17 protein-coding genes, 1 pseudogene and 1 riboswitch are annotated in these 22163 nt (G+C 67.9%); of the genes and pseudogenes, 14 read left to right on the forward strand and 4 right to left on the reverse strand.

From position 1 onward, the window contains the following. Window positions 1-2 precede the first annotated feature (2 nt). The 3 genes from bcsZ (OC373_RS10510) (at window position 3) to bcsZ (OC373_RS10520) (ending at window position 6876) form a co-directional block, all read left to right on the forward strand. On the forward strand, window positions 3-1166 hold the full coding sequence (bcsZ, locus tag OC373_RS10510; RefSeq protein ID WP_261997664.1) for a cellulose synthase complex periplasmic endoglucanase BcsZ: 1164 nt from the start codon (window positions 3-5) through the stop codon (window positions 1164-1166). Next, the gene (locus OC373_RS10515; protein WP_261997665.1) at window positions 1148-5629 is read left to right on the forward strand and encodes a cellulose biosynthesis protein BcsC; all 4482 of its coding nucleotides are present in this window, start codon (window positions 1148-1150) and stop codon (window positions 5627-5629) included. The genes bcsZ (OC373_RS10510) and OC373_RS10515 overlap by 19 nt, the downstream gene beginning before the upstream one ends. A 125-nt stretch (window positions 5630-5754) precedes the next feature. Next, entirely contained in the window at window positions 5755-6876 is a 1122-nt protein-coding gene (gene bcsZ / locus OC373_RS10520; RefSeq protein WP_019182524.1) for a cellulose synthase complex periplasmic endoglucanase BcsZ, read from the forward strand. Window positions 6877-6919: 43 nt separating this feature from the next. On the opposite strand, the gene OC373_RS10525 is transcribed toward bcsZ (OC373_RS10520), so the two are convergent. Then, a complete protein-coding gene (locus OC373_RS10525) occupies window positions 6920-8236 on the reverse strand; it encodes an NCS2 family permease (protein WP_261997666.1) in 1317 nt (438 codons plus the stop codon). A 125-nt stretch (window positions 8237-8361) separates the two neighbouring features. Next, window positions 8362-10026, reverse strand: coding sequence for an energy-dependent translational throttle protein EttA (gene ettA / locus OC373_RS10530; RefSeq protein WP_019182522.1), 1665 nt, complete (start codon window positions 10024-10026; stop codon window positions 8362-8364). Window positions 10027-10261: 235 nt separating this feature from the next. On the opposite strand from ettA, the gene OC373_RS10535 reads away from it, so the two are divergent. From OC373_RS10535 to thiL, 10 genes are all read left to right on the forward strand, one after another. Beyond that, window positions 10262-10732, forward strand: a complete 471-nt coding sequence (locus tag OC373_RS10535) for an RcnB family protein (protein WP_070426603.1) — start codon at window positions 10262-10264, stop codon at window positions 10730-10732. Between the two features lie 202 nt (window positions 10733-10934). Continuing rightward, entirely contained in the window at window positions 10935-12188 is a 1254-nt protein-coding gene (glyA, locus tag OC373_RS10540) for a serine hydroxymethyltransferase (RefSeq protein ID WP_070426604.1), read from the forward strand. 1 nt (window position 12189) lies between these two features. Continuing rightward, on the forward strand, window positions 12190-12612 hold the full coding sequence (locus OC373_RS10545; protein ID WP_070426605.1) for a hypothetical protein: 423 nt from the start codon (window positions 12190-12192) through the stop codon (window positions 12610-12612). A gap of 108 nt (window positions 12613-12720) precedes the next feature. Continuing rightward, window positions 12721-13242: a transcriptional regulator NrdR gene (gene nrdR / locus OC373_RS10550; RefSeq protein WP_019182518.1), complete on the forward strand. Its 522-nt coding sequence runs from the start codon at window positions 12721-12723 to the stop codon at window positions 13240-13242. A 70-nt stretch (window positions 13243-13312) separates the two neighbouring features. Beyond that, window positions 13313-14395 carry a bifunctional diaminohydroxyphosphoribosylaminopyrimidine deaminase/5-amino-6-(5-phosphoribosylamino)uracil reductase RibD gene (gene ribD, locus OC373_RS10555; protein ID WP_070426606.1) on the forward strand — a complete coding sequence of 361 codons (1083 nt, stop codon included), beginning with the start codon at window positions 13313-13315 and terminating at the stop codon, window positions 14393-14395. 189 nt (window positions 14396-14584) lie between these two features. Next, window positions 14585-14729, forward strand: a riboswitch (FMN riboswitch). 75 nt (window positions 14730-14804) lie between these two features. After that, complete coding sequence (locus OC373_RS10560; protein WP_070426607.1) at window positions 14805-15407, forward strand: riboflavin synthase; 603 nt, start codon at window positions 14805-14807, stop codon at window positions 15405-15407. After that, window positions 15404-16519 (forward strand): 3,4-dihydroxy-2-butanone-4-phosphate synthase, encoded by a 1116-nt coding sequence (ribB, locus tag OC373_RS10565; RefSeq protein WP_070426608.1) that lies wholly within the window; start codon window positions 15404-15406, stop codon window positions 16517-16519. The genes OC373_RS10560 and ribB overlap by 4 nt, the downstream gene beginning before the upstream one ends. Window positions 16520-16702: 183 nt before the next feature. After that, window positions 16703-17170, forward strand: a complete 468-nt coding sequence (gene ribH / locus OC373_RS10570) for a 6,7-dimethyl-8-ribityllumazine synthase (RefSeq protein ID WP_070426609.1) — start codon at window positions 16703-16705, stop codon at window positions 17168-17170. After that, window positions 17167-17646, forward strand: a complete 480-nt coding sequence (gene nusB, locus OC373_RS10575) for a transcription antitermination factor NusB (protein ID WP_019182513.1) — start codon at window positions 17167-17169, stop codon at window positions 17644-17646. The genes ribH and nusB overlap by 4 nt, the downstream gene beginning before the upstream one ends. Before the next feature lie 8 nt (window positions 17647-17654). Next, entirely contained in the window at window positions 17655-18617 is a 963-nt protein-coding gene (thiL, locus tag OC373_RS10580) for a thiamine-phosphate kinase (RefSeq protein ID WP_083279852.1), read from the forward strand. Window positions 18618-18698: 81 nt separating this feature from the next. Here thiL and OC373_RS10585 read toward each other — a convergent pair whose 3' ends face one another. Both OC373_RS10585 and OC373_RS10590 read right to left on the reverse strand, forming a co-directional pair. Then, window positions 18699-19418 carry a fimbria/pilus periplasmic chaperone gene (locus tag OC373_RS10585; RefSeq protein WP_261997667.1) on the reverse strand — a complete coding sequence of 240 codons (720 nt, stop codon included), beginning with the start codon at window positions 19416-19418 and terminating at the stop codon, window positions 18699-18701. 63 nt (window positions 19419-19481) lie between these two features. Next, window positions 19482-19994, reverse strand: coding sequence for a fimbrial protein (locus OC373_RS10590; RefSeq protein WP_261997668.1), 513 nt, complete (start codon window positions 19992-19994; stop codon window positions 19482-19484). Window positions 19995-20513: 519 nt separating this feature from the next. Here OC373_RS10590 and OC373_RS10595 point away from each other — a divergent pair. Further along, window positions 20514-22139, forward strand: a pseudogene (locus OC373_RS10595) (fimbria/pilus outer membrane usher protein); the annotation flags it as partial. Window positions 22140-22163: the final 24 nt, after the last annotated feature.

Raw genomic sequence — 22163 nt, forward strand, 5'->3', positions numbered from 1 at the left:
GCATGCGCGACCCGTCCGTCCCCGCGCCGGCGCCTGCGCGCCGTCGCTTCCTGCAGGCGATGGCGGCCGCTGGTGCTGCCGCCGTGCTGCCGCTCGACGTTCTGGCACAGGCCTGCGGGACGCCGTGGCGTGAGTGGCGTGCGTTTGTCGATCGGCATATCGAGCCGGATGGCCGCGTAGTCGATCATCTCAACACCGACCTGCGCAGCACCTCCGAATCGCAGTCCTACGGATTGTTCTTCGCACTGGTGGACAACGATCCAGTGCTGTTCGACCGTATCCTGGCCTGGACCCGCCGCCACCTGTGCCGCGGCCGTGCCGACCTCAATCTGCCTGCGTGGTTGTGGGGGCGTGCCGCCGATGGCCAGTTCCGCGTGCTCGACCCCAACACCGCCGCTGATGGCGAGCTGTGGATCGCCTACGCGCTGCTTGAAGCGGGCCGCCTGTGGAAACGGCCGGGGCTGGTCGAAGCCGGCCGGCAGACGCTGGCGCTGATGCGCACGGCTGAAGTCGTCGAGCTGCCCGGCTTCGGCCCGATGCTGCTGCCCGGCAACCGCGGGTTCGTGCAGGCCGACCGCTGGACGCTCAACCCGAGTTACCTGCCGTTGTTCGTGCTGCGTCGTTTTGCCGCCGTCGATGCACGTGGCCCGTGGGCGCGGCTGGCCGAACGCAGCGTGGCGATGACGCGTGCCAGTGCGCCGGTCGGGTTCGCGCCGGACTGGATCGCCTGGAACGGCAAGGCCTTCGTAGCCGACCCGGGCAAGGGCGCGATCGGCAGCTACGACGCGATCCGCTGCTATCTGTGGGCAGGCATGACCGATCCGGCCGATCCGTTGCGGCGCACCTTGCTTGATGGCCTGTCTGGGCCGGCATCGATGTTGCGCGCGCAGAGCGGCTTTGCCGAAAAGATCGACACACGGCTTGGCGTGGGCACCGGTACGCCGTCACCGGGCTTTGCCGCCGCCCTGCTGCCGTATCTCAGTGCACTTGGCCAGCCCGCATTGGCCAAGGCGCAGCTGGCGCGGATTCCCACCGCCGGTACCCTCAACTATTACGATCGTGCCCTGGTGCTGTTCGGCAAGGGCTGGATGGATCGCCGCTACCGTTTTTCTACCGATGGGCGACTGCTGCCCGCGTGGAGTTCGCCATGTTCCGCAAGACCCTGACACCTCTTTGCCTGGTTGGCCTGTGCGTGCTGACCGTGCCGGCCTTCGCGCAGAACGCGTCGTCGACGCAGCAGCTGGTCAGCCAAGGCAACTACTGGCAGGACCAGGGCCGCGAGGATCTGGCCGCCGATGCCTGGCGCAAGCTGCTGGCCACCGACCCCAACCAGGCCGATGCACTGCTCGGCCTGGGCCTGATCGACCTCAACCAGGGCCGCCGGGCCGAGGCGCAGAAGCGGCTGCAGCAGCTGCAGGCGCGTCATCCGTCCTCGGCGCAGACCACGCGCCTGCGCATGGCGCTCGGCGGTGGCGGTGGCGGGAACCAGCTGCAGAACGCGCGTCGCGCGGCGGCGGCCGGTCGCTATGTCGAAGCGGTACGTGCCTATGACGAGGCCTTCGGCGCAGGCGGTCCGCCCAATGATCTGGCGCTGGAGTACTACCAGGTGCTGGCCGGTACGCCGGAAGGCTGGACGCGCGCGCGCGATGGCCTGCGCCGCATCGCCACCGGCAACAACAACCCGGCCAAGTTGGCGCTGGCCCAGGTGCTGACCTACCGCGAGCCCACCCGCCGCGAGGGCATCGCCCAGCTGCGTACGCTCAGCCAGGCAACCGACACCGCCGGCCCCGCGCGTGCGGCCTGGCGCCAGGCGCTGCTGTGGCTCAACGCCACCACCGCCGATGCACCGCTGTACCAGGCCTTCCTGGACGTGGTGCCGAACGATCGCGAGGTGGCGGCCAAGCAGGCGCAGCTGCGTGAACAGGCCATCGCCAACCGCCCGGTGCCGCAGGACCCGAACCAGCGGCTGCTGGGCGAGGGCTTCCGTGCCCTGGACAGCAACAACCTGGCCCAGGCCGAAGCCCGTTTCGCCCAGGTGCTGCGCGCGCGTCCGCGCGATGCCGAGGCACTCGGTGGCCTGGGCTCTGTGCGTCTGCGCCAGGAGCGCTTCGGCGAAGCCAATGAACTGCTGCGCCCGGCGGCTGCGATCAACGGCAAATGGCGCAGCGCGGCCGATGCCGCGCGCTACTGGCTGACCCTGCAGGAGGTGCGTCGCCAGCCCAGCGGCGATGCCATCGCCCGGGTGCAGCAGGTCATTGCGCTGCAGCCGAAGGAGCCTGCGGGTTACGTCGCGCTGGCCGACCTGCAGAGCGGGAGCGATCCGGCCGCGGCCGAACGCAGCTACCGCAAGGCACTGGAACTGGATGCCGGCAATGCCGGTGCGCTGCAGGGCCTGGTCGGCCTGCTTGGTCGTCTTGGCCGCGCCGATGAAGCGGCCGCCCTGTTCGACCGGCTGACCCCGGCCCAGCAGGAAAGTGCCGGCGGCCAGTCGGTGCTGCGTGCCAACCTGGCGCGTGCCCGCGCGCAGCAGGCGCTGGCCGAGGGCAGCATCGAGATGGCGCAGATCGAGCTGGAAGATGCATTGCTGGTGCAGCCGCGTGACCCATGGCTGCGGTTGGAACTGGCGCGCCTGTACACGCGCGCGGGTCGTCCGGACCAGGCCAACGGCGTCATCGAAGGGTTGCGCGCGCTGGACGACAGCTCGGCGACCTCGCTGTATGCGCAGGCCCTGTTCGCTCAGGAGAACAGCGACTGGCCGCGCGCGTATGCGTTGCTGGAACGCATTCCCACCGCGTCGCGTGATTCGGAAATGACCGCGTTGCACGACACCGCGTGGGTGCAGGTGCAGGCCGCCCAGGCGCGCTCGCTCATGCAGCGCCAGCGCAGCGGCGAAGCGCAGCTGTCGCTGGCCCGCGCCGAAGCCGCACTCGGTGACCGGGTCAAGAACCCGGCCATCGTGGCCGCGTTGGCCGGTGCCTACGCCGACATCGGCAGCCAGCAGCGCGCCCTCGTGCTCGCGCAGCGCCTGATCGAAGGCGGTTCGCCCAGCGTCGACAACCGCCTGGAATATGCCTCGGTGCTGCTGCGCGCCGGTCGCGATGGCGAGGTCGCCGCGATCCTGCGCCAGCTCGCCGACGTGCCGCTCTCGGCCAGCCAGCAGACCCGCTTGAACGATCTGCGCAGCGGTTACGTGCTGCGCCAGGTCGATGCCCTGCGGGAGCTTGGAAATCTTGAAGGCGCATACGCGGTGTTGGCCCCGGCATTGGCCGAGCGCCCGCAGGACCCGCGCAATATCGCCGCGCTGGCACGGCTGTATGCCGCCGCGGGCGACAACGGCCAGGCCCTGGCGCTGTACCAGCAGCAGTTGCAGCTGGCACCGGGCGATCTGAATGCGATGGTTGCCGCCGCGGGCAGTGCCGCGGCGATGCGTGACATGGATCTGGCCGAACAGTATCTGGAGCGCGCGCTGAAGCAGGCCCCGGAATCGCCGGATGTGTTGGCGGCGGCAGGGCGCGTGTATCGCGCGGCCGGCAAGAACCGCCGCGCCGAAAGCTACTTCCGCGCGTCGCTGGCCGCCGCCGCGAAGGGCAGCGGCCAACTCGACAATGGCTACCCGCAGGCCAGCACCGCGATGCTGGCCAGCGGTGGCAGCTTCAATCCGTTCGCCGGTCTCAACCGTGGCGGTGGCACCCGTACCGCAGCGCTGCGCGATGGTGGTCTGCCACTGCCGGCCGCGACTGCCCGCTTGGCTGCCGAACCCCTGCCGATGGACGCCGGCCCGGCGATGGGCATGAGCCTGGGCCCGGCAAGCGTCACCCCGGTAATCGATGCCGATGGCCTGCCGGAACCGGTTATGGCCACAGCTGCGGCCAGCGGCGGTGTCGCCCTGCCGTTGCCGGTGCCCGGCTCGCGCCAGGTGCCCAGCCAGGCGAGTGCGCCGCGCGCCTCGCGCAATACCGCGCTTGGTCCGCTGCCGCCAGCCACCAGCGGCAACGGTGTGCTCGATGAACTGCGCGCGCTCAAGGCCGAGAACAGCAGCAGCCTGGCGGTCGGCGCGGCGTATCGCACCCGCGCTGGCGAAGCCGGCATGGGCCAGCTCGATGACCTGCAGGTGCCGCTGGAAGGGCAGTTCGCGGTCGGCGACGGCAAGCTCAAGGTGGCAATCACCCCGACCGTGCTCGATGCCGGGCGCCCCGATCCGGAATACACCAGTGCCAGCCGCTTCGGGGGTGGCCCGCAGGCCGCTTTGGCCGGTGCACTGGCCGCTGACCGCACACCGGTCGATGACCTGGTCGGCTCGTCGCTGTACCAGACGCTGCTGACCCGTGGCGAGAGCAACGCGACCCGCAATCTGATCTACGACCGCGCGCTGGACAACGGTCGTTACCAGGAACTGTTCAACCAGACCGACGGTTCGCTCACCCAGGCCGAACGGGCCGCTGCCGCACGTGCGCTGCTGTTCGCCGATCCGCTGCCGAGTTACATCCTCAGCCGTGATCTGGCCAATACCCCGATCAGCGACATCGCCACCCAGGTACTGGGCAATGCCGGCCTGGTGCGCGGGCTGAGCGCGGCCGAGCAGGCCCAGCTCAAGACGCTGGCCCAGGGCGGCGGTGGCTCACAGACACCGCAGGCGTTCCAGGACACTCTGTACGCGATGGTGGCCAATGCCGCCGGTGCACGCCGCATGAGCTCCCAGGATGCCAGCGGCGCCGGTGTCTCGGTGGGCTATGAGCGGGGTGGCTTCCGCGCCGATGTCGGCAGCACGCCGCTCGGCTTCGATGACACGCAGATCGTCGGCGGCATCGGCTACCGCGGTCAGATCGGCGATGCGCTGACCTGGTCCGGCGAAGCCTCGCGCCGCGCGGTGACCGACAGCCTGCTGTCCTTCGCCGGCGTGGAAGACGGGCGCAACGGGCTGCGCTGGGGCGGGGTGACCGCCAGCGGCGCCAAGCTCGCCGCGACCGTCGACAACGGTCAGTTGGGCGGCTACGCCAGCGCGTCCTGGCATCGCCTGGAAGGCGAGAACGTGGCCGACAACGATCGCCAGGAAGTCGGCGTGGGCGTCTACGTGCACGCCCTGGAGACCGACAACCAGTCGCTGACCGCCGGCCTCAACCTGACCGCGATGCAGTACGACCGCAACCTCAGCGGCTTCACCTACGGACATGGCGGTTACTTCAGTCCGCAGCGCTATGTGGATGTCGGCTTCCCGGTGCACTGGAACGGGCGTACTTCCAGCGGCCGCGTGGCGTGGCAGCTGGATACCAGCGTCGGCGTACAGCACTTCAAGGAAGACGCCGCGCCGTACTTCCCGACCGATCCGGCGATGCAGCAGGCTGCCTACGAGGCCGCCTCGATGGCTGCGTTGCTGGGACTGACCACCGAGTACGTGGACCCGGTCTATACCGGCCAGACCAAGACCGGGGTGTCCTACAACCTCAGCGCCGCCGCCGAATGGCAGCTGTCTTCGCAGCTGTTCCTGGGCGGGCGCATGGAGTTCAACAACGCGCGTGACTACCGGCAGTTCGGCACCAGCCTGTACCTGCGCTTCCTGCTCGACCGCCTCGGCGCCGGGCTGGGCAAGCAGCCGCAGCCGCTGCGCTCGCCGTACGCGTCGGGTGAATGATTACCGTCATGCGTTGATGACCGGCCCGCTGCCAGGCTTTACCTGGCCGCGGGCGTCCCGCAGGCTTGCCAGGTCCCGCTGCGAAGAGGCTGATGTCCGTGACTGAATCCCCATCGTTCCATCGGATGCGCCGCCGTCTGCTGCAGGCGCTGGCCGTTACTCCGCTGCTGGCCTGCTCGGCCAACGGCCCGGCGCGCGGGCCCGGCCCGTGGACGGCCTGGCAGGTGATGCGTGCCTCCAGCGTGACCCCGGACGGGCGCATGGTCGACCACAACAACGCCGACCAGCGTTCGACCTCCGAAGGCCAGTCCTACGCGCTGTTTTTCGCGCTGGTGGACAACGACCAGCCGCTGTTCGATCGCCTGCTGCGCTGGACCGAGGACAACCTCGCCGGCGGCAGCATGGCCCAGCGCCTGCCGGCCTGGCTGTGGGGGCGCGACACCACGGCCAATGCATGGAAGGTGCTCGACGACAATCCCGCCAGCGACTCGGATGTCTGGCTGGCCTATACCCTGCACGAGGCAGCGCGGTTGTGGAAACGGCCGGCGCTGCGGCAGACCGCCGAGGCGATGCTGGCGGCGATCCAGGTGCAGGAGCTGGTCGATGTGCCGGGCCTGGGCACGATGTTGATGCCTGGGCCCAAAGGATTTGCGACGGAAGACACGTGGCGGTTCAACCCCAGCTACCTGCCGTTGCCGCTGCTGCGCCGCTTCGCCGCGCTTGATCCGAGCGGGCCGTGGACCACCGTGATCGGCAACAGCGTTCGCCTGCTGCGCGATACCGCACCCCACGGCTTTGCGCCGGACTGGACCGCGTGGCGCGACGGCGGCTTCATCGCTGATCCGGACAAGGGTCCGCTCGGCAGTTACGACGCCATCCGCTGTTATCTGTGGGCAGGCATGACCGCCGTGAACGATCCCAGTTTCCGCTCGGTTCTGGATGCACTGCACGGCCCGCTGAGCACCCTGCGCGAGGGCCAGCCGATGCCGGAGAAGGTCAACACGCTCACCGGCATACGCGAAGGCACCGGCAACTACGGTTTCCAGGCGGCCCTGGTGCCGTACCTGCAGGCGCAGGGCGAGGCCGAACGCACCAAGGCAATGGTCGCTGCGCTGCCGACACCGGAGCAGCAGCGCGCCGCGCCGCCGCGCTATTACGAGCAGGTGCTCAGTCTGTTTGCCCTGGGCTGGTACGAAGGCCGCTATCGCTTTGCCGCCGACGGCCAACTGCGGCCGGCCTGGGCCTGACCAGCACCAGCACCAGCACCAGCACACGGCCGGTGCCCGTCGATCACTCCAGCGCGTAGCGCAGCACGAACAACCCGGCCACCAGCCACACCGCCGGATGCACGTCGCGCCAGCGCCCGGTGCCGGCCTTGAGCACCGCATAGGCGATGAAGCCGAAGGCCAGGCCATTGGCGATGGAGTAGGTAAACGGCATCGCCAGCGCGCACAGCGCGGCCGGCACCGATTCGGTCAGGTCGCCCCAGTCCACATCGACCAGCTCGCGCAGCATCAACCCGGCCACGAACAGCAGGGCAGGGGCGGTGGCATAGCCGGGCACCATTGCCGCCAGGGGCGAGAACAGCAGCGCCGCCAGGAACAATGCCGCCATCACCAGCGCGGTCAGACCGGTGCGGCCACCGGCCTGCACGCCCGAGGCGCTTTCGGCGAAGGCGGTGGTGCTGCTGGTCCCGAGCAGCGAACCGGCCACGATCGCGGTGCTGTCGGCCAACAAGGCACGGCCGAACCGCTTCTGCGCGCCGGGCAGTTTCAACAGGCCCGCACGACCGACCACGCCGTACAGCGTGCCGGTGGCATCGAACACTTCCACCAGCACGAACACCAGCACCACCTGCAGCAGCACCGCGATCGGCGCGCCACCGTCGTGATGCAGCAGGCCCGGCAGGTCCAGCTGCAGGAACGTCGGCGCCAGGCTCGGCGGCAGCGAGATCAGGCCATGGAACTGCACGTCTCCGAGCAGCCAGGCCGCCCCGGTCACCGCCAGGATGCCGATCAGGATCGCGCCGCGCACCTTGCGTGCCTCCAGGATCGCGATCAGCAGAAAGCCGGCCAGGGCCAGCAGCGGTGGGGCGGTGTTGAGCGGCCCGAGTGCGACCAGGGTGTCGGTGTTGGCGATGATCACGCCGGATTTCTGCAGCGCGATGATCGCCAGGAACAGGCCGATGCCGGCCACGATCGCCGCGCGCAGCGAAGCGGGGATGCCCGCCACCAGCCAGGCGCGTACGCCGGTCAGTGACAGCACCAGAAAGACCAGGCCGGAGATGAACACCGCCGCCAGCGCCTGCTGCCACGGCAGGCCGGCCGCGCCCACCACGGTGAAGGCGAAGAACGCATTCAAGCCCATGCCCGGGGCCATGCCGACCGGGAAGTTGGCCGCGAACGCCATCACCAGCGAGCCCAGCGCGGCGGCCAGGCAGGTGGCGACAAACACCGCGCCCGGGTCCATGCCGGTGGTGGCCAGGATGTCCGGGTTGACGAAGACGATGTAGGACATCGTCAGGAACGTGGTCAGGCCGGCCAGCAGTTCGGTGCGCACGGAGGTGCCGTGCTGCTGCAGCTGGAACAGGCGTTCGGGGAGGGACATCGCGAAATCTCAAACCGTTGGTGTTGGGTACTGACCGTTGGTCGGTACGCTTCAAAGCGTCACCAGCAACGGTGGTGACCTACCGAAATGAGAAAGGCCGCGCGAGCGCGGCCTTTCCGGTTGCCTTATTTCAGCGCCTTGAAGCGCAGGCGCTTCGGCGCAGCGTCGTCGCCCATGCGGCGGCGCTTGTCTTCTTCGTACTCGCGGTAGTTGCCCTGGAAGAACTCCACGTGCGAATCGCCTTCGAACGCCAGGATGTGGGTCGCGATGCGATCCAGGAACCAGCGGTCATGCGAAATCACGAAGGTGTTGCCCGGGAACTCCAGCAGCGCATCTTCCAGCGCACGCAGGGTTTCGATGTCCAGATCGTTGGACGGTTCATCGAGCAGCAGCACGTTGCCACCCTGCAGCAGGGTCTTGGCCATGTGCAGGCGGCCACGCTCACCACCGGACAGCGAACCGACCAGCTTCTGCTGATCCTGGCCCTTGAAGTTGAAGCGGCCGATGTAGGCGCGCGACTGGATCTCGATGCCGTTGATGTTGAGGATGTCCAGGCCGCCGGCGATTTCCTGGAAGACGTTGTGGTTGCCTTCCAGCGCGTCGCGGCTCTGGTCCACGTAGGACAGCTTGACGGTCGGGCCGACGGTGATTTCGCCCGAATCCGGCTTTTCCTGGCCGGTGATCATCTTGAACAGGGTCGACTTACCGGCACCGTTGGGGCCGATGATGCCCACGATCGCGCCGGCCGGCACCAGGAAGCTCAGTTCGTCGAACAGCAGGCGGTCGCCGAACTTCTTGGAGACGTTCTTGAACTCCATCACCGAGTTGCCCAGGCGCTCGCCCGGCGGGATGAAGATTTCATTGGTCTCGTTGCGCTTCTGGTAATCCACCGACTGCAGTTCTTCCAGGCGGGCCAGACGGGCCTTGCCCTTGGTGCGGCCGCCCTTGGCGTTCTGGCGCGACCACTCCAGTTCCTTCTGGATCGCCTTCTGGCGGGATTTTTCCTGGTTGTCTTCCTGCTTCAGGCGCTCGTCCTTCTGCATCAGCCAATCGGTGTAGTTGCCCTTCCACGGAATGCCGCGGCCGCGATCCAGTTCCAGGATCCACTCGGCGGCGTTGTCCAGGAAGTAGCGATCATGGGTGACCGCCACGACGGTGCCGGTGTAGCGCGCCAGGAACTGTTCCAGCCACTCGACGGACTCGGCGTCCAGATGGTTGGTCGGTTCGTCGAGCAGCAGCATGTCCGGCTTCTGCAGCAGCAGGCGGCACAGTGCCACGCGGCGCTTTTCACCACCGGAGAGCTTGCCGATCACCGCATCCCACGGCGGCAGGCGCAGCGCATCGGCGGCCACGTCCAGCTGGTTTTCCAGGGTGTGCGCATCGCCGGCGGCGAGGATCGCCTCCAGGCGCTCCTGTTCCTTGGCCAGCTTGTCGAAGTCGGCGCCCTCCTCGGCATAGGCCAGGTAGACCGCGTCCAGCTGGGCCTGGGCCTGCAGCACTTCGCCGACGCCTTCCTCGACCGCTTCACGCACGGTCTTGGTCGGGTCCAGCTCCGGTTCCTGGGCCAGGTAGCCGACCTTGATGCCGGGCTGCGGGCGGGCTTCGCCCTCGAAATCGGTGTCCACGCCGGCCATGATCTTGAGCACCGTGGACTTGCCGGCGCCGTTCAGGCCCAGCAGGCCGATCTTGGCACCCGGGAAGAACGACAGCGAGATGTCCTTGATGATCTGCCGCTTGGGCGGGACCACCTTGCTGACGCGGTTCATGGTGTAGATGTATTGCGAGGACATGAGCTCTCCGAAGGCGCAACCCTGCGCCCGTTCCGGACGGAACAGGAACAGAGGAAGAAAAGGATGCCCCGATTATAGCCGGAAGCGATCAATGCCGCCGGGAGCCAAGGGCGCCGGGGCTTGCCGCCGCCTGAATGCGGGGTCAAAGCCCTTGAATTGGAAACCGTTTCCAGCCGGAGACCGTTCAGACGGGGTGCGCATGATGGAGCCATCAACCCACCAAGCGAGGCCAATCATGCGCATGAATCGATTTGTAGTCGGGGCCGTCGCCTCGCTGCTGGCCTTGGGCACCGTGGCCCCGGCCTTCGCCGATGACCACCGTGGGCGCGGTCACGACCGCCGCGAGTGGCGTGATGACCGCCGTGACAACCGCCATGACCGGCACGATCGTCATGACCGTCGCGAAGTCCGCCATGACCGCCGTTACGACCGCCGCTATGACAACCGCGGCTACTACCGCCCGGGCCCGCCGCCGCCGCGGGTGGTCTATCGCCCGGCGCCGGGCTATGGCTCCTACGGCTGGGCCCGCGGCCACCGCTACCGTGAGTATTACGGCGGCCCGGTCTATGTGGTCAACGATTACAGCCGCTACTCGGTGCGCCGCCCGCCGCGCGACCATCACTGGATCCGCGACGACCGCGGCAACCTGCTGCTGGTCGCCATCGCCACCGGGATCATTGCCGACTACGTGATCAACAACCGGTAAGACCGGGTCCAATCGCGGCGGTACCTCACACGGATGGCGCCCTTCGGGGCGTCGTTCTGGTTTCCGCGGTGGGCTGCTGCGGCTGGCGCCCTGGGCAGCATGCGGGGGTGCCGGCGATCGGCGGCACAATTGGTCAGCCCCGCGCCCGGGGACTACAATCCAAGGCTCGCGCTGTACCCCCTCTGCCTGCCTGGAGTAACCGATGTTCCCGCGTGACGTCCGCATCGAAACCTACGATCCCGAACTGGCCAAGGCCATCGCCGCCGAAACCCAGCGCCAGGAAGACCATGTCGAGCTGATCGCCAGCGAGAACTACACCAGCCCGGCCGTGATGGAGGCCCAGGGCAGCCAGCTGACCAACAAGTACGCCGAAGGCTATCCGGGCAAGCGCTACTACGGTGGTTGCGAATACGTGGATATCGCCGAGCAGCTGGCGATCGACCGCCTCAAGCAGCTGTTCGACGCCGACTACGCCAACGTGCAGCCGCACAGCGGTTCGCAGGCCAACCAGGCGGTGTACTTCGCGCTGCTGCAGCCCGGTGACACCATCCTGGGCATGAGCCTGGCCCACGGTGGACACCTGACCCACGGTGCCAAGGTCAACGCCTCGGGCAAGCTGTTCAACGCCATCCAGTACGGCGTCGACGAAGCCGGCCTGATCGACTATGACGAGGTCGAGCGCCTGGCCCTGGAGCACAAGCCGAAGATGGTCGTGGCCGGTTTCTCGGCCTACTCGCAGGTGGTGGACTGGGCACGCTTCCGCGCCATCGCCGACAAGGTCGGTGCCTACCTGTTCGTGGACATGGCGCACGTGGCTGGCCTGGTCGCCGCCGGCGTCTACCCGAGCCCGCTGCCGCACGCCCACGTGGTCACCTCGACCACCCACAAGACCCTGCGCGGCCCGCGTGGCGGCATCATCATCGCCAAGGGGGCCAGCGAAGAACTGCAGAAGAAGCTGCAGTCCATCGTGTTCCCGGGCATCCAGGGCGGCCCGCTGATGCACGTCATCGCCGGCAAGGCCGTGGCCTTCAAGGAAGCGCTGGAGCCGGGCTTCAAGGCCTACCAGCAGCAGGTGGTCAAGAACGCCCAGGCGATGGCCAGCACGCTGATCGCGCGTGGCTACAAGATCGTGTCCGGCGGCACCCGGAACCACCTGATGCTGGTCGACATGATCGGCAAGGATGTCTCGGGCAAGGATGCCGAAGCCGCGCTCGGCCTGGCCCACATCACCGTCAACAAGAACTCGGTGCCCAACGACCCGCGTTCGCCCTTCGTGACCTCGGGCCTGCGCCTGGGCACCCCGGCGGTCACCACGCGCGGTTACGTGGAACAGGACTGCGTGGACCTGGCCAACTGGATCGCCGACGTGCTCGATGCCCCGGCTGACGAGGCCGTGATCGCCCGCGTCCGCGACGCGGTCAGCGCGCAGTGCCGCAAGTACCCGGTCTACGGCTGACATGGACGAGGGCCGGCAACGGCGTATCTACGCCGTGCTGGCCCTGGTCTGCGGCATCGTGGGGATGGCTGGCGGTGGCACCTTCGCCGCCATCGGGGTCTGGGTCGCGTTCGTCGAGCCGGCCTATCTGGACCGGGCCTCGCGCCTGGTGATTGGCAGCTGGGGGGCGGCAGGCCTGATCGGGATCGTGGGCTGGCTGTGGTTGAGTGGCCGCTATCTCCGAAAGGGACGCACCGGCCTGCGCGATGCCGGGCCTTGGCCGTGGGCTGCATTGGGCCTTGGCGTCCTTGCCGCCCTGGCGGTGGTCGGCATGGCATTCTGGCAGGCCGCCGTGAGTCCGACGGCACTGGTTCTGCTGCTGGCCGGGCCGCCGATGCTCTCCTGCGCGGCGCACCTGCTGTGGCTTCGTCGGCAGCCGGCCTAGGCTGGGCTGGCCTCTGCCCCCTGCCATTTGCTGTTGCCTGTCTCTCTCAGGTACCGTTGCGACGCTGCCGTGACCACGGCATGACGTTTTCCCGATGCAAGGCGTTCCATGTACTGTCCGTTCTGCCAGCATGCCGACACCCGTGTGATCGATTCGCGCGTCTCTGAAGACGGCGCGACGATCCGGCGTCGCCGCGAGTGCGAGGCTTGCAACGAGCGCTTCAGCACCCTGGAAACCATCGAACTGAAACTGCCGGCGATCGTCAAAAGCGACGGCAGCCGCGAGGCCTTCGATGCGCGCAAGGTCCGCAGTGGTTTCGACCGCGCGCTGCAGAAGCGCCCGGTCCCCGAAGACAAGATCGAGCTGGCGGTGCGCGCGGTGATGCAGCAGGCGCGCATCTGTGGCGAACGCGAAATCCCCTCGATCAAGGTCGGCGAGTTCGTGATGAACGAACTGCGCAAGCTGGACCATGTGGGTTACGTGCGCTTTGCCTCGGTGTACCGCAGCTTCGAAGACGTGGCCGATTTCCGCGAGGAGATCGAGAAGCTCGAACGCGAGCTGCCCTCCAGCACCGAGCAGTTGCAGTTGCTCGGCGATGTGATCGCGCTGACCAAGAAGAAAAAGGGCTGAGCCCCGGCCGCATCGCGGCCACCCCGGCTGGGCTACCATCGCGGCTGCACGCCGCCAGATGATCCCCGCCATGACCGATTTCTCCGCTCTCGACCATCAGCACATGGCGCACGCGCTGCGCCTGGCCGAACGTGCCGCATACACCGCGCGGCCCAATCCCATGGTGGGGTGCGTGATTGCCCGCGATGGGGTCGTGGTGGGCGAGGGCTGGCACCAGCGCACCGGCGGCCCGCACGCCGAAGTGTTCGCGCTGCGCCAGGCCGGTGAGCAGGCCCGCGGCGCCACCGCCTACGTCACCCTGGAGCCCTGCGCGCACCACGGGCGCACACCGCCGTGTGCACTGGCCCTGATCGACGCCGGTGTCAGCCGCGTGGTGGCCGCGATGCGTGATCCCTTCCCGAAGGTCGACGGGGGCGGCTTCGTGCTGCTGCGCGAGGCCGGCATCGAGGTGGCCGAAGGCCTGATGGCCACGCAGGCGCGCGAGCTCAACAAGGGCTTCCTGTCGCGCATCGAGCGCGGCAGGCCGTGGCTGCGGGTGAAGCTGGCCGCCAGCCTGGATGGCCGCACCGCGATGGCCGATGGGACATCGAAGTGGATCACCGGTGCGGCCGCGCGCGAGGATGTGCAGCACTGGCGCGCGCGTGCGGGTGCGATCCTGACCGGCGCCGACACCGTGCTGACCGACGACCCGATGCTGACCGTGCGCCTGGCCGACACCGAGGTACTGCCGCCGCTGCGCGTGGTGCTCGATGCACGCCTGCGTTCGCTGGAATGTAGTCGCGTACGCGAGGGTGGGGCGCCGACGTTGTACGTGCACGACGCCGCCGTCAGCGCGCCGGATGCGGCTGATGCCGAATTCGCCACTGCGCCCAGCGTCGATGGCCGCCTGGATCTGGGGGCGGTGCTGGCGCTACTGGCCGAGCGTGGCATCAACGAAGTGCACACCGAAGCCGGTGCGACTCTGGCTGGTGCGCTGCTGGTCGGGGGCTGGGTCGACGAACTGCTGCTGTATCAGGCGCCCACGCTGCTCGGCGAGCATGGCCGGCCGCTGCTGTCCGGCCTGGGCATCCACGCGATGGAGCAGCAGCGTCGGCTGCGGGTGGTGGACCAGCGGCAGGTGGGGGCAGACGTGAGGCTGATGCTGCGCCCATAAAAAACGGGCCCCTTTCAGGACCCGTTCGATCATGGCGCGGCGCGGACGCTGCAGCTCGATCAGTAACCGACGTGTGCGCCGTCATATCCACGCGGCGCAGCACTCAGGCGCGTAGCTTAACACTTATTTAACTTAAAGCCCGCAGTCAGGGTGCCCTGTTACACTAGCCGGGCCGGTTCGCCGGTACATAAACGTCTTCAGGGCGGGGTGCGATTCCCCACCGGCGGTAGGTGCGCAAGCACGAGCCCGCGAGCGCTTCCCGGCCCCCGGGAAGGTCAGCAGATCCGGTCCAATGCCGGAGCCGACGGTATAGTCCGGATGAAAGAAGACGGTGCGGCCGGGCCTTGTGCCCGGCGTGCACCTATATGCCTTGCGGCGTTTTTCGCTCACTTTCCGCGGAGAACGTTACGTGTTTACTGGAATCATCGAAGGCGTCGGCCGTCTGGCCGCACGCGACACCCTTGGCGGCGATGTCCGCTTCACCTTTGACGTAGGCACCCTGCCGTTCGAGAACGTGCAGATGGGCGAGAGCATCGCCATCAACGGGGTCTGTCTCACCGTCATCGCCTATGACGCCACCCGCTTCCAGGCCGACGCCTCGACCGAGACGCTGGGCCTGACCACGCTGGGGCAGCTGGCCGACGGCGCCGTCATCAACCTCGAACGCGCCATGCGCCCGACCGACCGCCTCGGCGGCCATCTGGTCAGCGGCCATGTCGATGGCCTGGGCCAGGTGTTGTCGGTGCATGACGACGCGCGCGCCCAGCGCTGGCGCTTCGCCGCGCCGGCCGCGCTGCTGCGTTACATCGCCAAGAAGGGCTCGATCTGCGTGGACGGGGTCAGCCTGACCGTCAACGAGGTGGACGAGCAGGGCTTCGAGGTCGCCCTCATCCCGCACACCGTCGCCAACACCGCCTTCGCTGCGACGGCCGTGGGCAGTGCGGTCAATCTTGAAATCGATCTGGTCGCCCGTTACGTCGAACGTTTGTTGGGTGCAGGAGCACGCGCATGAATTTCGCCCCCATTCCCGAGATCCTCGAGGACATCCGCCTCGGCCGCATGGTCGTCATCGTCGATGACGAAGACCGCGAGAACGAAGGCGACCTGATCATGGCCGCCGAGCTGGTCAAGCCGTCGGACATCAACTTCATGGTTACCCATGGCCGTGGCCTGGTGTGCCTGCCGCTGACCCGCGAGCGCGCTGCCGATCTCGGCCTGGCGCCGATGGTCCAGGCCAACACCGCGCAGTTCCAGACCAACTTCACGGTCAGCATCGAGGCCGCCGAGGGTGTCACCACCGGCATCTCGGCCTACGACCGCGCGCACACCATCCGCACCGCGGTGAAGCCGGACGCCAAGCCGGCCGACCTGCACCAGCCGGGCCACATCTTCCCGCTGATCGCCCAGCCGGGCGGCGTACTCACCCGCGCCGGGCATACCGAGGCGGGCGTGGACCTGGCCATGCTGGCCGGGCTGGAACCGGCCGGCGTGCTGGTGGAGATCCTGAATCCGGACGGCAGCATGGCGCGCCGCCCGGAGCTGGAGGTGTTCGCCCGCGAGCACGGCCTGAAGATGGGGTCCATCGCCGACCTGATCGCCTACCGCCTGGCCACCGAGAAGACCGTCGAGCGGGTGGACGAGCGTGAGATCGAGACCGAGTTCGGCCCGTTCACGCTGGTCACCTACCGCGACCGGATCGCCCACGACCTGCACTTCGCGCTGGTCCGCGGCACCCCCGATACCGAGCCGACCCTGGTCCGGGTGCAGGTCGAAAACCCGCTGGCCGATCTGCTGCACTGGCGTCGCGACGATTTCGGCGTGGCCTCCACCGATGCGTTGCGCGCGATCGCGGCTGCCGAGCGTGGCGTGATGGTGGTGCTGTCGGCCCCGCGCGACACCAACAGCCTGCTGGCCCGCCTGCGCCAGCAGCCGCAGCCGGTGGTGCCGGGCAAGGACAAAGATGTGAGCCAGTGGCGCCGCAACGGCGCCGGGGCCCAGATCCTGTCCGATCTGGGCCTGGGCAAGCTGCGCGTGCTGGGCACCCCCCGCCGCCAGATCGGTCTGGCCGGGTATGGCCTGGAAGTGGTCGAGACGGTGGGGAGCACGTCATCGCATGCGCGCTGACGCCCCACGATCTGCTTCGCAAAGCGCGGGTCCCTCTTACCATCACCCAGACCCCCGCCGCTTCGCGGCAGCCCCCTGACCCAGGCGGGCTGCTGCACCGACCCGTCCCGTAACGCACAGCGGCCCGGCGACACGCGGCCATGCGCTAGAATATTCACCTATTAAATGGACCCCACGCCGAACATGAGCCATTACGAAGGCGACCTCCGTACTCCGGAAAAGGCCCGTTTCGCCATCCTCGCCAGCCGCTGGAATGCCCGCATCACCGACGTGCTGGTGGCCGGTGCGCGGCAGAGCCTGGCCGGCAACGGGATCGACGAGGCCGCCATCGACGTGATCCGCGTGCCCGGCGCGTGGGAACTGCCGCTGGTCGCCGCGCGCCTGGCCGCCGCCCATCAGCATGCCGCGATCATCACCCTGGGCTGCGTTATCCGGGGCGATACCCGTCATTACGAACACGTCGCCGACCGCTGCGCGGAAGGCCTGATGCGCGTGCAGCTGGATTTCGGCGTGCCGGTGCTCAATGGCGTGCTGGCGGTGGAGCGGGTCGAGGATGCCGAAGCCCGCGCGGGTGGCAGCCACGGCAACAAGGGTGAGGAAGCCGCACTGACGGCGTTGGAAATGGTCAATCTTCTGGAGCAGCTGCCATGAACAAGTCAAACCCGGGCAAGCCCTCCGGTAAGCCCGTCCGCCGTGATGGCGTCGATCCGGTGCTGCGTTCGCGCGCCCGCCGTCGTGCGCTGCAGGCAATCTATGCGTGGCAGATCTCGGGGGGCAACGCGCAGAGCGTGATCGCCCAGTTCGCCCACGAACAGGCCCGCGAGATCGCCGATCTGGCCTACTTCGAAGCGCTCGTGCACGGCGTGCTCGACAACCGCAAGGACCTGGACGCGGCGATCGATCCGTACCTGGACCGCGGCATCGAGGAAGTGGATGCGATCGAACGCGCCGCGCTGCGCGTGGCCGCCTATGAAATGCGTTACCGCCTGGACGTGCCGTACCGCGTGGTGATCAACGAAGCGATCGAATCGGCCAAGCGCTTCGGTTCCGAGCACGGCCACACCTACGTCAACGGGGTGTTGGATCGCGCCGCCGTGGAATGGCGCAAGGTCGAAAACGGGGGCTGATCGGCCCCATGTCCCTGGCTGAATTTGCCCTCATCGACCGCATCCGGGCGCGCACCGTCGAGCGCGACGACATCGTGCTCGGCATCGGCGATGACGCTGCACTGCTGCAGCCGCGCCCGAACGAACAACTGGTGGTCACCGCCGACACCCTCAACAGCGGGGTGCATTTTCCGGCGGAGACCCCGGCGTTCGACATCGGCTGGAAGACGCTGGCCGTCAACCTGTCCGACCTCGCCGCGATGGGCGCACGCCCGGCCTGGTGCACGCTGGCGCTGTCGCTGCCCGAGGCCGGCGAAGACTGGATCGATGCCTTTGCTGATGGCTTCTTCGCCCTGGCCGACCAGCACGACATCGCGCTGATCGGCGGCGACACCACGCGTGGCCCGCTGTCACTGTCGGTCACTGCGATGGGGCAGGTGTCACGCGGCCAGGCACTGCGCCGCGACCGCGCTCAGGTCGGCGATGACATCTGGGTGAGCGGCACACTCGGCGATGCCGCCGGTGCGCTGCGCCTGTGGCAGCAGGGCGCATTGAACGTGGCCACCGCCACCTTGCTGGCCGACTACGAATGCCTGCGCCTGCGCCTGCTGCGGCCCACCCCGCGCGTCACCCTGGGCCTGCGCCTGCGTGCATTCGCGCACGCCGCCGTGGATGTGTCCGACGGCCTGCTGGCAGACCTGGGCCACATCGCTGCACGTAGCGGCGTACGCGCCGAAGTCGACGCCGACGCGTTGCCGATGTCGTCGGCACTGCGCGAACTGCTCGGCCGCGAGGGTGCACGCGAGTGCGCGCTGCGCGGTGGCGACGACTACGAACTGTGCTTCACCGCCGCTGCCGACCAGCGCGACGCGCTGCACTATCTGGCCGAATCACTGGACCTGCCACTGACCCGCATCGGCCGCATTGTCGACGGGCAAGGCGTGCAGGTGAATGGTGAAGCCACCGACGGCGGCTACCAGCACTTCGCGTGATCACATCGTACAGGTAAGCGTCCGCCCCGCAGCCACCAAAGGCCGAAGCGACGCGGGAACCAGGTTGCACGAGTGCGGTGCTCATGGGCCTACGGGCGCATCGTGGTTGCGCGGCGTGCCGTAATCGTCCAACCACTGGAAGCTCACCGTGGCCGGCATCGTCGTGCCCTGCGGCAACGGCAACCGTACCTCAGTGCCCGGCGCGATCATGTCCACGTCCAGCTTGCGGCCATCGGCCAAGGTGAGCGTGCTCAGTGTCACGTGGTAGGCGCTGGGGTTGCGTACCTGCAATGCGTCGCCATCGGCCGACCACTGCAATGCCGCCGCGGCATCGCGCGCCGCACCCTGCAATCCTTCGGGCCGATGAAACAGCTTCACCCGCGTGCGCACCGCAAACTGCAACAGGTTCCTGCCCGCGGCGTCCTTGGGCTTGGGCGGGATGTCCAACAGATTGAAATAGAACAGGGATTCGCGATCGGTTGGCAGCGGCGCTTCGCCTGGGCGTGGGGCATAGGTGACGCGGAACGCCTGGCCCTGATGTGCCTGCAGCAGGCGCGGTTCGGCCGGGGTCAGCCGGAACGGCGTACGCACATGCTCGGGTCGTGCCTGGCTGTCACCGTTGTCGATCCACACCTGCACCATAGCGGGCTGTTCGCCGCGATTGCTGGCCTGCACGGTCACGTCGCGGCCTTTGCTCGCGTCATGCACGATGCGCGTGCCCTGCAGGGTCACGGCGGCATGCGCAGGGATCGATATCGCGCCAGCCAGCAGGGCGACACACACGGTTGCTCGGAGATTCATGGCTTGACTCTTGTACAAGCTGTTTCCGGCCCGGCCCGGGCCGGGCCGGAAACAGGCGCGGGCTTACTTGTAGACGACCACGAAATCACCGGACGCATTGGCGCTACCGGCGGTGGCATTCTGGCTCGGCGAGGCGTACCACGCGCTGTAGTCAAGCTGGCCGCTGCCGGCGGCGGGGATGGTCACCCACTGCACCGGGTCCTCACCGATCTTCTGGTGGTTGCCGGCGAAGTCGTACAGCGCAACGCCCACGTTGGTGGCGCTCGAGCCAGCATTCAGCGCCAGGTTGCCGGTGGTGCCATGCGGCGCGCCACCGAAGCGCACGCCTACGTCCTGCGCGGCGCCCGAGCCGGAGCAGTCCAGCAGGATGCTGAAGTTCTTCTGGCCAGCACGGGTATCGGCATTGATCGAGGTCAGTTCAACCTTGCCCATCGGCACGGTGATGGTGCCAGCGGCAGCCTGCACCTCGCAGGTGGTGGGCATGATCTCGCCGGTGATCTCCAGCTTCTCGGCGAAGGCGGATGGCGCAACGGCAACGAGCAGGCAAGCGCCCAGCGCGCGGATGATGTTCGACATGGGATTCTCTTGGTAGATCAGAAAAGGAACGCCGACGAACGCTCGGCGCCCGATCGACAGCGCGCAGTCTGCAGGCGGGGCGGCGGACAACCAATGCAACTAGTTGCAAAAGGAGGCGCGGATACACGACGTCGCAGGCAGTCCACTCGATGAGCAGACGCTGCGTCGACACGTGCGCGCGATGAGGTGATCGGCCTTCGTACGCAGGTCGGACCAGACGCGAAGCCTTGGCGCTCGCCACGTGCGCATGGCCGGGAGCGGCCTTGCTGGAATTGCAACAAGTTGCATGGGCATGTGGGACACGCCTGCCTAATCTTCGCTGCGACGTTCGCGCCTGTGCGGGCCGCAACCTGAAATTCCTCCATGACACTGCGTTTCTCTCCCACCCCCCTTCCTGTACCGCGCCGGGCCTTGTGTGCGGCCGTCGCCATCGTGCTGTGCTCGACCGGTATCGCGTCGGCGGCTGCCGATGATGTGGAGTTCAGCGACGGCTTCCTCATCGGTGGCCAGGCCATCGACATGCAGCGCTACGCGCAGGGAAATCCATTACCCGATGGCCACTACCCGCTGGAGCTGCTGGTCAACGACGCCTTTCAGCGCAACGTGGATATCGGTGTGCGCGATGGCGTGATGTGCCTGCCCACGGCAGTAGTGCGTCAGCTGGATCTGAAGGACGACATCCGTGCCCAGCTGGGTGATGGCCCCGACGCCTGCGTCGATCTGCCCGGTCTGATCAAAGGCGCCACCGTGGCGATTGACAGCGGTACGCTGCAGCTGCGCATCGGTCTTCCGCAGGCGGCGCAGGCGCGTCGCGCGCGCGGCCATGTGGCACCGGACCAGCGCGATCGTGGCATCACTGCCGGCTTCTTCGATTACAGCCTAAACCACACCCGCAGCGGTGGCCGCGACAGCACCTACCTCGGCGTCAACGCCGGCCTGAACCTGGGCGCGTGGCGACTGCGGCATCGCTCGTCCATCAGCCATGGCAGCGACGGTCGCCGCCGCGATGTGATCGGCAGTACGCTGCAGCGCGAACTGACCGGCTGGAACAGCCAGCTGCTGCTGGGCGAAAGCAACACCGGCGGCGAGCTTTTCGAGAGCGTGGCCTTCACCGGCCTGCGCGTGGCCAGCGACGAGCGCATGTTGCCGGACTCGCTGCGCGGCTTTGCGCCGGTCGTGCGTGGCATTGCCGAGGGCAACGCAGTGGTGCGCATCCGCCAGAACGGCAACGTCATCCACGAAACCACGGTGGCGCCGGGCCCGTTCGTCATCGAGGATCTGTATCCCACCCATTTCGGTGGCGATCTTGAAGTGACCGTTACCGAGCCTGACGGTCGCGAGCAGCGTTTCAACGTCAACTTCTCCGCCGTCCCGCAGGCGTTGCGTCCCGGCGCCAGCCGTTTCAGCGCCACCGTGGGCCAGCTGCGCGACACCAGCGATCGCTGGGAAGAACTGCGCTTTGCCGAAGCCACCTACGCACGCGGCATCAGCAACCGACTGACCCTGCTGGGCGGCGCCCAGTTGGGCGAAGATTACCGCTCGCTGCTGGCCGGCGCAGCGTTCAACACACCAGTGGGTGCCTTCGGTGCCGACGTTACCCATTCGCGCGCGCAGCCGCTGCATGCCGGGCCGGTCAGCGGCAACAGCCTTCGCATCAACTACCAGCGCTACGTTGCGCGCAGCGGCACCAACTTCGGTCTGGCCGCTTACCGCTACAGCACACGTGGCTACCTGTCGCTGGGCGATTTCGCACGCGTACGCAGTGACGATTGGGGCTATGCCAGCCGCGCCCGCCAGCGCTACCAGATGAACTTCTCGCAGAAGCTGGGCCAGCGCAGCACGCTGTACCTCAGCGGTGGTCATACCCGGTACTGGGACAGCGCACGCCGCCACAACGACGTGCAGCTGGGCATGCAGACCGTGGTGGCCGTGGCCAATATCGGCGTCTCCGCGCTGCGCTACCAGATTGGCGAAGGGCACCAGGACACGCGCTATGCGCTTACCGTCAGCGTGCCACTTGGCCGCAGCCCCAACACGCCGCGCCTGGGCAGCCAGCTCAGCCATGCCGCCAGCGGCACGCAGGCACAGCTGGGCATCCACGGCGTACTGGGCGAACACCGTGCATTCAGCTACAGCTTGTCGGCAAGCGACGGCAACGGCAGCCAGGGT

Origin of the sequence: Stenotrophomonas sp. Ste96, assembly GCF_024519495.1 — a bacterium.
GTDB lineage: Bacteria > Pseudomonadota > Gammaproteobacteria > Xanthomonadales > Xanthomonadaceae > Stenotrophomonas > Stenotrophomonas bentonitica_A.

Coding starts and splice junctions, on each gene's coding strand:
- OC373_RS10535 (WP_070426603.1), top strand. CDS start 10,262: ATGCGCATGAATCGATTTGTAGTCGGGGCCGTCGCCTCGCTGCTGGCC.
- ribB (WP_070426608.1), top strand. CDS start 15,404: ATGAATTTCGCCCCCATTCCCGAGATCCTCGAGGACATCCGCCTCGGC.
- OC373_RS10515 (WP_261997665.1), top strand. CDS start 1,148: ATGTTCCGCAAGACCCTGACACCTCTTTGCCTGGTTGGCCTGTGCGTG.
- bcsZ (WP_261997664.1), top strand. CDS start 3: ATGCGCGACCCGTCCGTCCCCGCGCCGGCGCCTGCGCGCCGTCGCTTC.
- OC373_RS10585 (WP_261997667.1), bottom strand. CDS start 19,418: ATGAATCTCCGAGCAACCGTGTGTGTCGCCCTGCTGGCTGGCGCGATA.
- bcsZ (WP_019182524.1), top strand. CDS start 5,755: ATGCGCCGCCGTCTGCTGCAGGCGCTGGCCGTTACTCCGCTGCTGGCC.
- ribD (WP_070426606.1), top strand. CDS start 13,313: ATGACCGATTTCTCCGCTCTCGACCATCAGCACATGGCGCACGCGCTG.
- OC373_RS10590 (WP_261997668.1), bottom strand. CDS start 19,994: ATGTCGAACATCATCCGCGCGCTGGGCGCTTGCCTGCTCGTTGCCGTT.
- nrdR (WP_019182518.1), top strand. CDS start 12,721: ATGTACTGTCCGTTCTGCCAGCATGCCGACACCCGTGTGATCGATTCG.
- nusB (WP_019182513.1), top strand. CDS start 17,167: ATGAACAAGTCAAACCCGGGCAAGCCCTCCGGTAAGCCCGTCCGCCGT.
- ribH (WP_070426609.1), top strand. CDS start 16,703: ATGAGCCATTACGAAGGCGACCTCCGTACTCCGGAAAAGGCCCGTTTC.
- glyA (WP_070426604.1), top strand. CDS start 10,935: ATGTTCCCGCGTGACGTCCGCATCGAAACCTACGATCCCGAACTGGCC.
- OC373_RS10545 (WP_070426605.1), top strand. CDS start 12,190: ATGGACGAGGGCCGGCAACGGCGTATCTACGCCGTGCTGGCCCTGGTC.
- ettA (WP_019182522.1), bottom strand. CDS start 10,026: ATGTCCTCGCAATACATCTACACCATGAACCGCGTCAGCAAGGTGGTC.
- thiL (WP_083279852.1), top strand. CDS start 17,655: ATGTCCCTGGCTGAATTTGCCCTCATCGACCGCATCCGGGCGCGCACC.
- OC373_RS10525 (WP_261997666.1), bottom strand. CDS start 8,236: ATGTCCCTCCCCGAACGCCTGTTCCAGCTGCAGCAGCACGGCACCTCC.